The sequence below is a fragment of the Saccharopolyspora rosea genome (assembly GCF_025643595.1).
In the GTDB taxonomy this organism is placed as follows: Bacteria; Actinomycetota; Actinomycetes; order Mycobacteriales; family Pseudonocardiaceae; genus Saccharopolyspora; species Saccharopolyspora rosea.
The window spans coordinates 4,801,989-4,816,757 of sequence record NZ_CP102826.1 but is presented as its reverse complement, the minus strand read 5'-3'; the positions used below and the strand labels follow the sequence as shown (position 1 = coordinate 4,816,757).

19 protein-coding genes are annotated in these 14,769 nt (G+C 71.2%); 14 read left to right on the top strand and 5 right to left on the bottom strand.

The genetic code is table 11. From position 1 onward, the window contains the following. Positions 1-3: 3 nt before the first annotated feature. On the bottom strand, positions 4-138 hold the full coding sequence (locus NV263_RS22335; RefSeq protein ID WP_263248571.1) for a hypothetical protein: 135 nt from the start codon (positions 136-138) through the stop codon (positions 4-6). 412 nt (positions 139-550) lie between these two features. Here NV263_RS22335 and NV263_RS22330 point away from each other — a divergent pair, with 412 nt between their 5' ends. Both NV263_RS22330 and NV263_RS22325 read left to right on the top strand, forming a co-directional pair. Continuing rightward, on the top strand, positions 551-1,606 hold the full coding sequence (locus tag NV263_RS22330) for a serine/threonine-protein kinase (protein WP_263248570.1): 1,056 nt from the start codon (positions 551-553) through the stop codon (positions 1,604-1,606). Next, entirely contained in the window at positions 1,603-2,082 is a 480-nt protein-coding gene (locus NV263_RS22325) for a hypothetical protein (RefSeq protein WP_263248569.1), read from the top strand. The genes NV263_RS22330 and NV263_RS22325 overlap by 4 nt, the downstream gene beginning before the upstream one ends. A 104-nt stretch (positions 2,083-2,186) precedes the next feature. On the opposite strand, the gene NV263_RS22320 is transcribed toward NV263_RS22325, so the two are convergent. Both NV263_RS22320 and NV263_RS22315 read right to left on the bottom strand, forming a co-directional pair. After that, positions 2,187-2,918, bottom strand: coding sequence for a hypothetical protein (locus tag NV263_RS22320; protein WP_263248568.1), 732 nt, complete (start codon positions 2,916-2,918; stop codon positions 2,187-2,189). Between the two features lie 44 nt (positions 2,919-2,962). Next, a complete protein-coding gene (locus NV263_RS22315; RefSeq protein ID WP_263248567.1) occupies positions 2,963-3,130 on the bottom strand; it encodes a hypothetical protein in 168 nt (55 codons plus the stop codon). A gap of 219 nt (positions 3,131-3,349) precedes the next feature. Between NV263_RS22315 and NV263_RS22310 the strand changes: the two genes are divergently transcribed. The 12 genes from NV263_RS22310 to NV263_RS22255 all read left to right on the top strand — a co-directional run bounded on the left by NV263_RS22310 (position 3,350) and on the right by NV263_RS22255 (position 12,822). After that, the gene (locus NV263_RS22310; protein ID WP_263248566.1) at positions 3,350-4,201 is read left to right on the top strand and encodes a helix-turn-helix domain-containing protein; all 852 of its coding nucleotides are present in this window, start codon (positions 3,350-3,352) and stop codon (positions 4,199-4,201) included. 20 nt (positions 4,202-4,221) lie between these two features. Further along, on the top strand, positions 4,222-4,425 hold the full coding sequence (locus tag NV263_RS22305; protein ID WP_263248565.1) for a DUF397 domain-containing protein: 204 nt from the start codon (positions 4,222-4,224) through the stop codon (positions 4,423-4,425). Positions 4,426-4,595: 170 nt separating this feature from the next. Beyond that, positions 4,596-5,126 carry a hypothetical protein gene (locus tag NV263_RS22300; RefSeq protein WP_263248564.1) on the top strand — a complete coding sequence of 177 codons (531 nt, stop codon included), beginning with the start codon at positions 4,596-4,598 and terminating at the stop codon, positions 5,124-5,126. Continuing rightward, positions 5,119-5,667, top strand: coding sequence for a DUF3558 domain-containing protein (locus NV263_RS22295; RefSeq protein WP_263248563.1), 549 nt, complete (start codon positions 5,119-5,121; stop codon positions 5,665-5,667). The genes NV263_RS22300 and NV263_RS22295 overlap by 8 nt, the downstream gene beginning before the upstream one ends. 12 nt (positions 5,668-5,679) lie before the next feature. Next, positions 5,680-6,912, top strand: coding sequence for a hypothetical protein (locus NV263_RS22290; RefSeq protein ID WP_263248562.1), 1,233 nt, complete (start codon positions 5,680-5,682; stop codon positions 6,910-6,912). Between the two features lie 92 nt (positions 6,913-7,004). After that, positions 7,005-7,778, top strand: coding sequence for an ESX secretion-associated protein EspG (locus NV263_RS22285; protein ID WP_263248561.1), 774 nt, complete (start codon positions 7,005-7,007; stop codon positions 7,776-7,778). 452 nt (positions 7,779-8,230) lie between these two features. Continuing rightward, positions 8,231-8,548, top strand: coding sequence for an integration host factor, actinobacterial type (mihF, locus tag NV263_RS22280; RefSeq protein ID WP_263254309.1), 318 nt, complete (start codon positions 8,231-8,233; stop codon positions 8,546-8,548). Further along, a complete protein-coding gene (gene gmk, locus NV263_RS22275) occupies positions 8,545-9,147 on the top strand; it encodes a guanylate kinase (protein ID WP_263248560.1) in 603 nt (200 codons plus the stop codon). Before mihF ends, gmk begins: the two co-directional genes overlap by 4 nt. 76 nt (positions 9,148-9,223) lie before the next feature. Further along, entirely contained in the window at positions 9,224-9,517 is a 294-nt protein-coding gene (rpoZ, locus tag NV263_RS22270; RefSeq protein WP_263248559.1) for a DNA-directed RNA polymerase subunit omega, read from the top strand. Continuing rightward, positions 9,514-10,764, top strand: coding sequence for a bifunctional phosphopantothenoylcysteine decarboxylase/phosphopantothenate--cysteine ligase CoaBC (gene coaBC / locus NV263_RS22265; protein WP_263248558.1), 1,251 nt, complete (start codon positions 9,514-9,516; stop codon positions 10,762-10,764). Before rpoZ ends, coaBC begins: the two co-directional genes overlap by 4 nt. Positions 10,765-10,873: 109 nt before the next feature. Beyond that, positions 10,874-12,055, top strand: a complete 1,182-nt coding sequence (gene metK / locus NV263_RS22260) for a methionine adenosyltransferase (RefSeq protein ID WP_263254307.1) — start codon at positions 10,874-10,876, stop codon at positions 12,053-12,055. Between the two features lie 65 nt (positions 12,056-12,120). Continuing rightward, complete coding sequence (locus NV263_RS22255; protein ID WP_263248557.1) at positions 12,121-12,822, top strand: YwaF family protein; 702 nt, start codon at positions 12,121-12,123, stop codon at positions 12,820-12,822. On the opposite strand, the gene NV263_RS22250 is transcribed toward NV263_RS22255, so the two are convergent. Both NV263_RS22250 and lysA read right to left on the bottom strand, forming a co-directional pair. Next, positions 12,798-13,253, bottom strand: a complete 456-nt coding sequence (locus NV263_RS22250; RefSeq protein ID WP_263248556.1) for a tRNA (cytidine(34)-2'-O)-methyltransferase — start codon at positions 13,251-13,253, stop codon at positions 12,798-12,800. The two genes, NV263_RS22255 and NV263_RS22250, sit on opposite strands and share 25 nt — an antisense overlap. A 43-nt stretch (positions 13,254-13,296) precedes the next feature. Continuing rightward, positions 13,297-14,613 carry a diaminopimelate decarboxylase gene (lysA, locus tag NV263_RS22245; RefSeq protein WP_263248555.1) on the bottom strand — a complete coding sequence of 439 codons (1,317 nt, stop codon included), beginning with the start codon at positions 14,611-14,613 and terminating at the stop codon, positions 13,297-13,299. Positions 14,614-14,769 lie beyond the last annotated feature (156 nt).

Here is a 14,769-nt window from a genome sequence, read left to right as displayed (position 1 = left end):
TCGTCAGAAGACCGGCGGCGACCCGGCAGGGCCGCCGCCGGCCCCTCCCATCAACGCCAGCAGGTCCACGTCCAGCGGTGACAGCACCGGCGCCAGCTCCGGCATCGGCTGGAACGGCGACGGCACCGACCGCCCCATGCGGGCTTGATCCCGACGAATGCGCCCATGATCGCTCCTAGAAACGTCGTTCGGCTGCGATGGGTCCTGAACCCCCAGTCGCGTGGCGGGAGAACCACGCGGTCCAACGGACCCAAACCTGGGCTATCCGGCTTCCGGGTGCGCCAAACTCCCTTCTCCGCAGGGATTTTCGGGATTCGACGCGGAGAATGCGCGCGGATGTCCGCCGATGTCTCCTCAATTCTGGCTAACCCGGTTCGGCGGGAACGTCCCTTCCGGAGTTCGGCGGAATGCGGTGACGGACCGTGCCGATCACGTCGCTGTGCGAACGAGCGCACGCTTCCCGGTGTGCCGCAGCTCGCGCGCCCGCCGGTGCGCCGGACCGGGTCGGTTAGGGTCGCGGGGGTTCCGACGGCGGACGGTGGGAGGGCTGATGGACGACGAGTCCCTGCTGGGCGGGCGCTACCGCCTCGGCGCCCGCCTCGGCGGCGGCGGTATGGCCGACGTGTACCGGGCCGTGGACACCCGGCTGGACCGCGAGGTGGCGGTCAAGCTGTTCCGCTCGGGCACCGACGACGACGGGCGCCGGCGGTTCGCCGAGGAAGCCCGCATCCTCGGCGGCCTCAACCACCCCGGCCTGGTCGCGGTGCACGACGCCGACGCGGTGCGGGGCGAGTTGTACCTGGTCATGGAGTTGGTGGAGGGGCGGACGCTGGCCGACGTGAGCGCCGCGGGCCCGCTGCCGCCCGGCCGGGTCGCCGAACTCGGCCGCCAACTCGCGGACGTGCTGGCCTACGTGCACGGCAGCGGCATCGTGCACCGCGACGTCAAACCGTCGAACGTGCTCGTCTCCCACGAGGGGCGGGTCTACCTCACCGACTTCGGGATCTCCCGGCTCAGCGACGCGGTCGGCCGGATGACCAGCTCGGGAGTCGTCGTCGGCACCGCCGGGTACATGGCGCCGGAGCAGGTGCGGGGCGTCGGGGTCAGCTATCCGGCCGACGTCTACGCGCTGGGCCTGGTGCTGCTGGAGTGCGCCACCGGCCAGGTCGAGTACCCCGGTTCCGGGGCGGAGGCGGCGGTGGCCCGGCTGGCCCGATCCCCGCACATCCCTCCCGAACTGCCCGAACCGCTGAACCGGACGCTGCGGGAGATGACCGCCGACGACCCGGAGGAGCGCCCGACCGCGCGGCGGTGCGCCGACCTGCTCGGCGGCGAGGCCACCGAGACGATCCCGGTCGTGCCCGCGACGCAGCCCGCGACCCCGGAGCCGACCAGGGTCCAACCCGTCCCGGCCGCCCCGGCGCGCCGCCGGTGGCCGTGGGCGGTCGCCGCGGGCTGCGCGGCGTTGCTGCTGGTCGTGCTGGCCGTGTACCTGTCGCTGCCGCAGCCGGCCACCGGTCCGGCGCTCCCGCCGGTGTCCGGCCCGCCGGGCGTGGCCCGGCTGCCGGACGACCTGACCAATCTGGAGAGGCTGGTGCGCGGATGAGGCGTCTGCTGCTGCTCCCGCTGCTGGCCTGCGTGCTCGCCGCGTGCGGCGGTGACCCCGCGTCCGCGGTGGACCCGCAGGTCCGCGGCCAACTGATCGGCAAGGTCGCCGCCGTCCGGGCGGCCGCGCAGCGCCAGGACCGCGGCGCCGCCGAGTCGGCCCTGGCCGACCTCACCCGCTCGGTCGCCGCCGCGCAGTCCCAGGGCAAGATGGACGAGGCCACCGCGCGAACGGTGCTGGCCGCCGCCGACCGGGTCGCCGACGACGTGCGCACCATCACCCCGCCGCCCCCGCCCGCACCGGTCACGATCACCGTTCCGACCCCCGCACCCACCGAACCGGCCCCGGACGGCTTCCCGTGGGGCGACGAGTGGGACCAGTACCGGGGCCCGGGCAACAGCGGCAACCACCGCAACGACGGCGGCCAGGGCGACAACGGCGGCGGCCACCAGCACGGCAAGGGGAATCACGACTGAGTCGGCGGAACTGGACATACATCAGGAGGGGCGCCCACAGCCGAGACGGCCGCTGAGGTTCCGCTCCCGGCACCGCCACGCAAAACGAGTTCAACGACAGGCGCTCAGGCGGGCTTGATCTGCAACGACTGGCCGTAGGTCACAACGTCTCCCGACGCCACGCCCGCCGAACCGCTGCAGGTGATCTCGAAACCGGACGCCGTGCGCACGCTCGCGCCGTTGAGCGTTCCGGCCTGCGGGGAGTAGCAGCGCGGTGTGATCTCCTCGAACACCGCAGCCGCTTCCCGGGCCTGTTCGGGATGGCCCTGCCAGATGTGCTCGCCCGTGATCCGGTAGGCCGTGATCACTGCCTTGATCGCGTCTTCGCGGGAGGTGTGCTCACCCCGGTGTGCCACGGCCGAAGTCGTCGCGTACAGCTCGAATGAGCGGAGCTTGCCGGACGGCTTGAAGTCGTGGGTTTGGTAACTGATCGAAGCCCGGATGGTGTAGGGCTGTCCGACGTTGTCCTCGACCTCGCACTTCCGGGGCTCGAACACGGGGCTGCCGACTTCGTCCATCTCGCCCTTGCGCAGGCAGTGCCAGCCCTGCGCGGCGACGCGGTCCAGCACGGCGTCGGGGTCGTAGTCCGGGGGAAAGCACTCCCCGAAGACCGGACGTGCCGGGTCGCAGGGCACCGGAGCACCGGGCCTGGGCGGAGGCGGCTCGGTGGTGCGCGTGGGCGTTCCCGCCTCCGGAGCGGGTCGGGCCTGCGGCTGGTTGGCATCCTCCACGACGAGGTAGCCGATCCGGGCCGCCACTGCGATCACCGACAACGCGACGACCGCCGCGACGACCAACGGCCATCGCTTCCCGTTCGGACTCCGAGTTGGCCGGGCACCTTTCACTTCGCCGGTGAGCACAGCGCCTCCACCACGTCGCGCGCGTCGGCCCGGAACGCCTGGTCCAGGAAATAGAGCTTGTCGGCGAGTTCGGACAACTGCCCGCTGCTGACGACGATTTCCGCGCCATCCTGGGAAATCGCGATCTCGTCGCGCAGCAGCATGGTCACGGTCACCTCGTCACGAGCGTCGTCGCGCCCGATGCGCCAACTCGCGCACATCGTTGCCTCCCAATCGTTTTCGCGTTCTCTGTTGCCTGCACCGAGACCTTCGGGACTTCTTTCCGGGGCAAGCAACATTCCTTTCGGGTGACCGGACTTACTTGCCCCGTCGGCAACCCGCGATGGTGATCGGCGAAGGTCGCATCGATTCCGAAACCGGGAGTGCAGATGGGCGGACGAACGGGAGTTCCGGTCCGGGTCAGGCGCGTCTCCAGCGAACTGCGCGAACTACGCCTCCGCAGCGGCCTGGCCGCGGAGGAGGTCGCGCGCTCGCTGGGGATGTCCATGAGCAAGCTCAGCCGGATGGAAACCGGCCAGCGCGGCCTGTACCCGGACGACGTGGCGGCACTGCTGGGCCTGTACCGCGTCCCGGCCGAACGCCGCGAGGAACTCCTCGCGCTCGTCCGCAACGGCGCGAACCGCAACTGGTGGCAAGTCCAGGACGGCCGCTTGCCTGCCATGTGGGAGGACCTGATCCGCTTCGAGAAAGAAGCGGTGGCGATCCACAACTACGAGACGATGGTGGTCCCCGGACTGCTGCAAACGTCGGAGTACGCTGCGGCGCTTGCGGAAGGAACCGACCCCGATCTCACGCCCAGAGACATCGAGACGCTCGTCACTGCCCGCATGTCGCGGCAGATGATCTTCGACTCTGCCAAAGCTCCGCACTTCGAGTTTCTGGTCGAGCAGAGCATCCTGTCGCGTCCGGTCGGCAGCGCAGGTCTGATGTACCGCCAGCTCAGGCACCTGATCAGTGCGACCAGTCGGGAGAACGTGACCCTCCGGGTGCTCCCACTGGCGGCAGGCGTCCATCCCGGCGTGGAAGGTCCGTTCGTGCTCCTGGAGTTCGAGCACCACGCCGACCTGGTCTTCCTGGAAAACCGGTGGAGCAGTGCGTTTCTGGAAGAAGTTGAGCACGTGGCGGGAGCCAAGGAATCCCTTCGGCGGTTGTGCGATGTCGCGCTGTCGCCACAAGATTCGGTCGAGCTCATCGAACGCACCGCTGATGAGTTGACATGAAGGACCGTGAGGAGCTTCCAGTGGCGACCGTCAACCTCTCGACCGTTCTGTGGCGCAAGAGCAGTCGCAGTACGAACTACGGCAACTGCGTGGAGGTGGCCTTCGCCGGTCATGCCGTTGCCGCCCGCGACTCCAAGGATCCCGACGGTGGATCGGTCCTGTTCGCGGCCGAGACCTGGACCGCCTTCATCCGCGACCTCAAAGCGGGCCGCTTCGACGTGTAGCCCGGGCCCTCGTCACCCCCGGCGGCCCGGGATCCAGTTTCACCCGGATGCCGCAGTGACTGCTTTGTCGACTTCGGTCCATGCCTCCGCGCGCGTGCGCTAACGTTTGCCACGCTGGCAAGTGATCAGCCGCCGCGCCGCGGCGGCTACTGGACGAGGGGAGTTCAGCGGTGGGTGCCGAGGGGGACGACAGCCAGATCCCGATGGATGCGACCGACCAGCACTTCTACCAGCAGGCAGCGGCGCAGACCGCAATCGGCCAGAGCGGCCTGCCGTTCGCGGCCGCCCCGGTGATCGGGGCAGCCGGTGCAGCTGGGATGGCCGAGACGCTGCAGCGGGCATCCGCGAAGGCGGACCTGGCGAAGGCGCTGGATGCCGGTGCCACCATGCTTGTCGACCCGGACAAGGTCGACGGTTTGGCGAGGTTCTTCGAGGACGAGGCGAAGGGGCTGAGGAAGCGCCAGCGAGACGTGAATGACCTCGCGTCCATAGACCCGCCTGGAACAGACCCCGTCAGTACACAGGTCGCAGCCAAGTACGGGGAAGTCGCTGCTGGCGACGACTCCGCCTACCTGGACAACTACCTCAAACTCGCGGACCGATTCGACGAGGTCGCTGCGAACCTCCGGGCACATGCCACGCAGACCAGGACCGACGAGCAGAATGCCGTCGAAGGTTTTCGGGGAGTGAATCGTGCGTAAAGCACTTGCTGTTGGGGCGATTCTGGCCAGTGCTGTGCTGGCTGGATGTAGTGGCCAGGGGAGCGGCGACGCTCCACCTGAATCTGACAACGCGACGCCTGCTGCGAAGCCCCAGCCCCACCGCGCGGCGCCAACGAAGTCGCTGGACGTCGCTGATCCGTGTTCAGTGGTCTCGCAGGATCAAGCCAAGTCGCTCGGCGCTGACCAGCCCCCAGAGCCCGGTGACTCGAACGGCAAGCCGGGTTGTGACTACCTCCAAGGCGCTTCCGGCGGTGGCTTCATGGTCTTCATTTCGGCTGACAAGAGCCAAACGATGCAGAAGTTCGCCGACGCTCGACGGTCGAGCGCCCAAATGCTGGACGTGGGCGGTTACCCCGCCGCGCAGGTGGGGACGAACAAGACGAACTGCTTGCTGTCACTGGACGTCTCGGACCAAGGGTCGCTGTACATCAACACCCTGGTGCCACATGGCGATCCAAACCCTTGTGAGCTTTCGAAGAAGTTCGCCCAGGCGGCGATCCAGAACCTTCCCAACGCATGAGGGGGACGAGGGATGACCGATCCGAGACAGCTTGAGCCCTCGGACTTCGAGGGTGCGTCGTTGGCGCAGATGCGTGGGTGGGTCGAGGGCGGCTCGGCCGACGGCTTGTTCCAGAAGAAGACCGGCTGGGAGGGCGAGGACAAGTACCTGCGGGACCTGGCCGACCGGGTGCGCGGCAAGCTCAACGAGGCCGGCGCCTACATGCAGTCCAAGTCCGGTGAAGCCATGCAGGGCGCCGTCGCGCCGATCGTGCTGTGGACCGAGGTGACCGCGGACAACGCGAAGGCCCAGTCCCAGCTGATGAGCGAGCAGGGCGAGGCGTTCAACAAGGTCAAGACCTCGATCCCGGCCAAGGGCGAGGAGCAGGAGGTCCCGGACCAGGGCTGGCTCCACGAGCACTGGGACAAGTTCTGGACCGGGACGACCGACGCCGAGGACGCCAAGGCGCACAACGAGAAGCTGCGCCAGGAGGCCGTGGCGGCCTTCCAGGCCTACGACAACTCCTCGCAGGGCGCCGTCGCCGCCAGCGCGGTGTTCACGCCGCCCCCGGGCGGCGGGGTCGAAACCTCCGTTCAGGGCGGACACGTCCCGTCCGTCGGCCAGCAGAACCCGTCCTTCGGCCACGGCGGTTCGGCGACGCCGTCCGGGACGCACAGCGCCGGGTTCTCGGCCGGGGGCGGTTCCGGCTCCGGGATCGGGAGCGGTCACGGCGTCGGCAGCGGCTCCGGGGGTGGGGCCGGTGGCGGCCTCGGCGGGATCGGTTCCGGCGGCAGCGGTGGTGCAGGCACCGGCTCCGCCTGGTACGAGCGGCCCGGGACGCTGCCCGTGCCCGGCCAGAGCCAGGTCGGCCCTGGTCAGGGCGGTACCGCAGGTGGCGGAACCGGGGGCGGTTTCGGTGGCTTCGCCGGTGGTGGCGGTGCCGGCTCCGGGGGCGCGGGCGGACGTGCCGGCGGCCTCGGCGGGCGCGGTGGTCTCGGGGCCGGTGGCCGGACCGGTGGCCCCGGCGCCGGTGGTCGGGCCGGTGCCGGTGGTCAGGCGGGCTCCGGTTCGGGGTCCGGGTCGAGCGCCGCCGGGGGCCGGAGCGGCAGCACCGCCGCGGCCGGGGCCGGCCGCGGCCAGGGCAAGCGCGGCGAGGAGGACCAGGAGCACGAGACACCCGAATACCTCAAGGGCGACCACGGCTTCTTCGACGAGGACATGCCGAAGGTGGCGCCGCCGGTGTTCGGCGACTGGGAACAGCGGTAGTCAGCAGCAGTCAGAGGAAGTTCCAACTCAAAACCGTTGTGGGCGGCATCGCGTGGTCGATGCCGCCCACAGTGTTCGGCTGGGGAGCATTCGTGAAGATCGAGCTGTCGAAGCAGGCGTTCTACGAGGCGTGGAAGCACTTCCAGCTGGGGGCCAAGCCGTTGGTGATCAACGTGCTCCCCGACGGCGTGCTGCAGTCCGAGCGCCGCGAGGCCGAGGAGCGCGCCTGGGAGGAGCTGCGCGCGCTCGGGTTCGGCGACCGGGACCGCGAGGACGACGTCCACGGGCTGTTGCTCCCCCTGCACCGCTACGAGCGCGCCTTCGACATCACCTACCGCTACCGCACCCCGGACGGCGACGAGGAGCCGCTGAGCGGCCTGGTCGCCAACGTGCGCACCGCCGCGACGATGGCGGTCCGGACCGACACGAGCGTGCGGCTTCAGGCGCTGCCCGCCGATTCGATGGTGCGCGCACTGCTGAGCGTGCTGCCCGAGGTGCAGGCCGGTCCGGGGCGCGGGGTGTCGCTGCGCAGCGCGCAGATGGCCGCTGCCGCGCACGGGGCCGGTGCGTCGAACCGGGCGATGGCCGAGGGCCTGGTGCGGCAGGGGGTGCGGCGCGACGACGCGCGGGCGATCGTCGAGATGGCCGGTGAGCCGCGCATCGCGTTCGCCCAGGTCGGAGCGGCCGCGATGGACGGGCTCGGGAACCGGACCCGGGCTGGGATGGTCACCAACTTCTTCGCCACCGCCAAGGGCTGGTACGTCATCGAGGAGAACCGCCGCACCGGCGAGCCGTGGACCACGGTCGCGCCGGTCGACAAGGAGCGCATGGCCTCGCGCGTCCAGGACCTGCTCAAGGCGCTGTGAGGCCCGGGGCGCGGTACCGGGGTGAACGGACCGTTCGCCCCGCGCTCCGGCCCCTCGCCCCGCCGCGCGGGGGAGCCCGTCCAGCCCGTCCGTCCCGTCCGCCACAGCCGTCCCGCGCGCGGATGATCGCGAGTCCTTGATCACCTCGCGGATGAGGGGCTTTTCACCCCGGTTTGACCTGCGAGGACACCTCCGGTATGGCTCAACTGCCCGGAAATCGGACACATTCGAAGAGTTTTGGCCGAGGTTAGTGCACTTCAGCGGCTTTGTTGGTAGTACTTGCAACGGCCCCTGCGCTCGTGCACGCCTTGTACGGGTGGCTGCGGAGGGCCTCGGCGGCGGAACCGGGTGAATCCGGCTCACAAAAACCGGACCCCACTTGGAGTCCGGCGGGGCGGAGTCGGTACCGTCGCCGCACCGATCAAGAGAAACCCCACATCACGGAGGACATGGTGGCCCTTCCCCAGCTGACCGAGGAGCAGCGGGCAGCAGCTCTGGAAAAGGCGGCTGCCGCCCGTCGCGCCCGAGCTGAGCTCAAGGAGCGCCTCAAGCGAGGCGGAACCAGCCTGGCCGAGGTCCTGGAGACCGCCGACAACGACGAGGTCCTGGGCAAGATGAAGGTCTCCGCCCTGCTCGAAGCCCTTCCCGGCGTTGGCAAGGTGCGCGCTCAGCAGATCATGGAGCGGCTGGAGATCGCCAACAGCCGTCGGCTGCGCGGACTGGGTGAGCGGCAGCGCAAGGCGCTGCTCGCCGAGTTCAGCGGCGAGTGATCGACGCGAAAACCGGCGCTGAGCCGAGGCTGGTCCGTCAGGGCGAGCCTCGGCTCACCGTCGTTTCCGGCCCCTCCGGCGTCGGCAAGTCCAGCGTGCTGGGCGAGGTGCGCAGGCAGGCGCCCGAGGTGTACTTCAGCGTGTCGGCCACCACTCGCCCGCCGCGGCCCGGTGAGGTGGACGGGGTGCACTACCGCTTCGTCACCACCGCCGAGTTCGAGCGGATGATCGCCGCGGGCGAGATGCTCGAACACGCCCGGTACGCGGGCAACTACTACGGGACCCCGCGCCGACCGGTCGAGGAGGCGTTGGCCGCCGGGCGGCCGGCGCTGCTGGAGATCGAGCTGCAGGGCGCCCGCCAGGTGCGCCGGGCGATGCCCGAGGCGCAGCTGGTCATGCTGCTGCCCCCGTCGTGGGAGGTGCTCGTGGAGCGGCTGACCGGCCGCGGCACCGAGGACCCCGAGGTGGTGCGGCGCCGGTTGGAGACCGCACGGGAGGAGCTCGCGGCGCGCGAGGAGTTCGACGCCGCGGTCGTCAACGACGACGTGCAGGTCGCGACCAGGGAATTGCTACGATTGATTCTCGGTTCCGATCGGTGAGCCGGTGTCCGGCGGCCCGTCCGCCCGATCCCGCCGGTCGGCCTACTGACATCCACGAGGAGCAGGAGCTACTCACGTGACCACCCCCAGCGCGCTGGCTGCGCTCAACAGCAGCCCGTCGACGAACACCGCGGAGGGCATCACCCACCCTCCGATCGACGACCTGCTGGAGCAGGTCAGCTCGAAGTACGCCCTGGTGATCTACGCGGCCAAGCGCGCCCGGCAGATCAACGACTACTACGCGCAGCTCGGCGAGGGCCTGCTGGAGTACGTGGGTCCGCTGGTCGAGCCGGGCCCGCGGGAGAAGCCGCTGTCGATCGCGCTGCGCGAGATCCACGCGGGCGTGCTCGAACACACCGAAGGCGAGTGACCCCCGGGCGCTCCGAGGACCCACCGCGGGTGGTCCTCGGTGTCAGCGGCGGCATCGCCGCCTACAAGGCGTGCGAGGTGCTGCGCCGGCTGACCGAGACCGGCCACGAGGTCCGGGTCGTGCCGACGGAGGCCGCGCTGCGGTTCGTCGGCGCGGCGACCTTCGAGGCGCTGTCCGGGCAGCCGGTGCGGACCGGGGTGTTCACCGACGTCGAGCAGGTGCCGCACGTGCGGCTCGGGCAGCGGGCTGACCTGGTCGTGGTCGCCCCGGCGACCGCCGACCTGCTGGCCCGCGCCGCGCACGGGCAGGCCGACGACCTGCTCACCTCGACGCTGCTGACCGCCCGCTGCCCGGTGCTGCTGGTCCCGGCGATGCACACCGAGATGTGGGAGCACCCGGCCACCCGGGACAACGTGGCGCTGCTGCGCAGCCGGGGCGTCGTGGTCGCCGAGCCGGACAGCGGTCGGCTCACCGGGCCCGACACGGGCAAGGGGCGGCTGCCCGACCCGGCCGAGATCGTCGACCTCGCGCGGCTGCTGCTGGCCGACCGCGACGCCCTGCCCCGCGACCTGGAGGGTCGCCGGGTGGTCGTCTCGGCGGGCGGCACGCGCGAGCCGCTGGACCCGGTCCGCTACCTCGGCAACCGCTCGTCGGGGCGGCAGGGGTACGCGCTGGCGCGGGTCGCCGCGCACCGCGGGGCCGAGGTGACGCTGGTCGCCGCGCACACCGCCGACCTGGTCACGCCCGCCGGGGTGCGGCTGGTGCGGGTCGGCACCGCCGAGGAGATGCGGTCGGCGATGCTGGCCGAGGCCGACGGCGCGGACGCGGTGGTGATGGCCGCGGCGGTCGCCGACTTCCGGCCGACCGCGCTCGTCGAGCACAAGATCAAGAAGGGCGAGCGGGACCCCGAGCCGTTGGAGTTGACCCGAAACCCGGACATCCTCGCCGAACTCGTCGAGGCCCGGGAGGCGGGCAAGCTCGACGCGTCGCTGATCGTCGGGTTCGCCGCCGAGACCGGGGACCCGCGGACGACGGTGCTCGACCACGGTCGCGCCAAGCTGGCCCGCAAGGGCTGCGACCTGTTGGTCGTCAACGCCGTCGGCGACGGTCGGGCCTTCGAGGTCGACGACAACGCCGGGTGGCTGCTGGCCGCCGACGGCACCGAGAACCCCATTCCCTACGGCGCGAAGTCCCGGCTGGCGTCCACGCTGTGGGATGCTGTGGGGCGTCGGCTGGGCCGTCAGTAGGGTGGTGCGGCGACTCGTCCGGGGCCGGACGAGCCCGCCGAGCACAGCTTTTCGCACGAGACCAGGGAGAGCCGTGAGCCAGGAGTCGGACCTGCGCACCGGTCGCAGGTTGTTCACCAGCGAGTCGGTGACCGAGGGGCACCCGGACAAGATCTGCGACGCGATCAGCGACTCGATCTTGGACGCGTTGCTCGCCCAGGACCCGCGGTCGCGGGTCGCGGTGGAAACGCTCGTGACCACCGGCCAGGTGCACGTGGCCGGTGAGGTGACCACGGACGCCTACGCCGACATTCCCACCATCGTGCGGGACAAGATCCTGGAGATCGGCTACGACTCCTCGGCCAAGGGCTTCGACGGCAACTCCTGCGGCGTGAACGTGGCGATCGGCGCGCAGTCGCCGGACATCGCGCAGGGCGTGGACACCGCGCACGAGTCCCGGGTCGAGGGCGTGATCGACGAGATCGCCAAGCAGGGCGCCGGTGACCAGGGCCTGATGTTCGGCTACGCCTGCGACGACACGCCGGAGCTGATGCCGCTGCCGATCGCGCTGGCGCACCGGCTGTCGCGGCGGTTGACCCGGGTCCGCAAGGACGGCGTGCTGCCGTACCTGCGGCCGGACGGCAAGACCCAGGTGACCATCGAGTACGCGGGCGACCAGCCGGTGCGGCTGGACACCGTGGTGCTGTCCACGCAGCACGCGGCCGACATCGACCTGGAGTCGATGCTGTCGGTCGACGTGCGCGAGAAGGTGATCGGGCCGGAGATCGAGGGCCTGGACCTGGACACCTCCGACGTCCGCGTGCTGGTGAACCCGACCGGCCGGTTCGTGGTGGGCGGTCCGATGGGTGACGCGGGTCTGACCGGCCGGAAGATCATCGTGGACACCTACGGCGGCATGGCCCGCCACGGTGGCGGCGCGTTCTCCGGCAAGGACCCGTCGAAGGTGGACCGCTCCGCGGCGTACGCGATGCGGTGGGTGGCCAAGAACGCGGTGGCCGCGGGGTTGGCGAGCCGGATCGAGGTGCAGGTCGCCTACGCGATCGGCAAGGCGGCGCCGGTGGGTCTGTTCGTGGAGACGTTCGGCACCGAGAACGTGGACCCGGTGAAGATCCAGGCGGCGATCAACGAGGTGTTCGACCTGCGTCCGGCGGCGATCATCCGGGATCTGGACCTGCTGCGGCCGATCTACGCGCAGACGGCGGCCTACGGCCACTTCGGTCGCAGCGACGTGGACCTGCCGTGGGAGCGCACCGACCGCGCGGAAGCGCTCAAGGCCGCGGTGTCCGCCTGAGCAGACCTTCCGAAGGGCCCCTCGCCGTTGGGTGGGGGGCCTTTTCGCGCGCCTACGCTGGGGGTGTGCTCCCGGCGGAGCGGGCGTTCGTGCCGTACGGGCCGTCGCACCTGGTGCTGATCGGTCTGATCGTCGCCGGGGCGATCGGGTTCGGCGTGGTGGGACGCCGCGTCCGCGACCCGGTCCGGCTGGCGCGCGGGTTCACCGCGGTGATGGTGGCGTTCCTGCTGCCGATGCAGGTGTGGTTCCTGTTGCCGGGCCAGTGGGACCTCGCGCATTCGCTGCCGTTGCAGCTGTGCGACCTGGCGTGGGTGGTCGCGGCCTGCGCGCTGTGGACCAGGCGTCGGTGGGCCTGCGCGCTGACCTACTACTGGGGCCTGACGCTGACGCCGCAGGCGATGATCACCCCCGCGCTGCGGGCACCGGACTTCCCCAGCCCCCAGTTCCTCGACTTCTGGGGCGAGCACCTGCTCGTGGTGTGGGCGGCGGTGCTGCTGACCTGGGGAATCGGGGTGCGGCCGGACTGGTGGGGCTACCGGGTCTCGGTCGCGGTCACCGCGTGCTGGGGACTGCTGATGCTCGGGTTCAACACGTGGGCCGGGACGGATTACGGCTTCGTCAACCGCAAGCCGGACAACCCGTCGCTGCTCGACCTGTTCGGCGGGTGGCCCTGGTACCTCGCCGTCGAGGTGGCCGTGGGCATGGCGGCCTGGGCGCTGCTCACCTGGCCGTGGACCCGCCGTCACGGCATGGCGAAGTCCTGCTGACGCCACGCCTCGTACACCGCGATGGACGCCGAGTTGGCGAGGTTGAGCGACCGGATGCCGGGCAGCATCGGGATGCGCACCCGCAGGGTCGCCGCGTCGAGCACGTCGTCGGGCAGGCCCACCGACTCCGGGCCGAACAGCAGCACGTCGCCAGGGCGGTAGTCGACCCGCTCGTAGGACAGGTCGGTGCGGGCGGTGAACGCGATGACCCGGTCCGGCCGGATCGCCCGCCACGCCGACTCCAGGTCGGGGTGCACGTGGAGCGCGGCGCGGTCGTGGTAGTCGAGCCCGGCGCGGCGCAGCTTGGCGTCGTCGACGTCGAACCCCAGCGGCTCGATCAGGTGCAGGGCGCAGCCGGAGCCCGCCGCCATGCGGATCGCGTTGCCGGTGTTGCCGGGGATCTCCGGGTGGAAGAAGACGACGTGAAACACCGGAAATCGTGTCACACGCGGGCGTTCCGGTCGTGGTCGGGGTTCAGGCGTCCCGGCTCAGCAGGTCCTGGTCGGTCTCGCGGCGGACCCACGGTTCGGCCCGGCCGTCCTCGACGGCGATGACCGGCGGACGTCCGACCCGGTTGCAGGTGGAGGCCATCGAGTGGTGGTAGGCGCCGGTGCAGGGCACGACCAGCAGGTCGCCGGGGCGGACGTCGTCCGGGAGGAGCGCGTCGGGCACCAGCACGTCACCGGCTTCGCAGTGCCGGCCGACGACCGCCGCCCGGCGCTCGGGTGCGGTGCTGGTGCGGCCGAACAGGCGCACGTCGTAGCGGGCGTCGTAGAGCGCCGGGCGCGGGTTGTCGCTGAAGCCGCCGTCGACGGCGACGAACGTGCGCGCACCGCCGCGCTTCACCGCCACCACGCGGTACAGCGTCAGCCCGGCGCGGGCGACCAGGGCGCGGCCGGGTTCCAGCGTCAGGCGCGGCACCGGGAGGCCGTGCTTGCGGCACTCGAACCGCAGCACCTCCGGGACGCGGGCGGCGAAGGCGGCCAGGTCGTAGCCCGCGTCCCGCGCCCGGTACCGGACGGCGTGCCCGCCACCGAGGTTGAGCTGCGGGAACAGCACTCCGTGGCGGACCGCGACGTCGGCGCTGAAGCCGACCAGCCGCCGCACCGCCTCGACGTGCGCGGCCACGTCGGACAGCTGCGAGCCGAGGTGGCAGTGCAGGCCCAGCAGGCGCAGGTCCGGTCTGGCCAGGATCCGGCGCACCGCCTCCGCGGCCTGGCCGGAGGTCAGCGACAGCCCGAACTTCTGGTCCTCGATCCCGGTCGCGACCGCGCGGTGCGTGTGCGCGTCGATGTCCGGGGTGACGCGGACCAGCACGTCCTGCGGGCCGGGGATGCGGTCGATCTCGTCCGGGGAGTCGACCACCACCCGCCCCACTCCCGCGTCGGCGGCCAGCCGCAGCTCGTGGTCCGGTTTCGCGTTGCCGTGCAGCAGGATTCGCTCGGCCGGGAAACCGGCGGCGCGGGCGGTGGCGAGTTCCCCGGCGGAGCAGACGTCCAGCGACAGCCCCTCCTCGGCGACCAGCGCGGCCATCCTCCGGCACAGGAAAGCCTTTGCCGCGTAGGCGATTTCGGCGTCGAGGGCGCGGTACTCCCGGCAGCGCCCGCGGATCGTCGCGACGTCGAGCACGTAGGCCGGGGTGCCGTGGTCCCGGGCCAGCCGGGTCAGCGGGACGCCGCTGAGCGCGATGTCGCCGCCGGGCCGGCGGGCGCAGTCGTCCGGCCAGACGCCGGGGTCCAGGCGGCCGGGCAGGCAGCGTCCGAGGGTGGGCAGCAGTTCGGCGAGGGTCACCGTGTCCTCCGAGGTCGGGAGCGCGACGGGTCCAGACCTACCCGCGGCGGGGTGCCGCGCGGACGGCTCCGGGCGGATCGCTGACGGCAGCGGGCGCTGTTCTGACGCGGTGTTGACGGGGCGGTCGGGTCGCTCTGGTAGAGAAGGGGTGTGGCA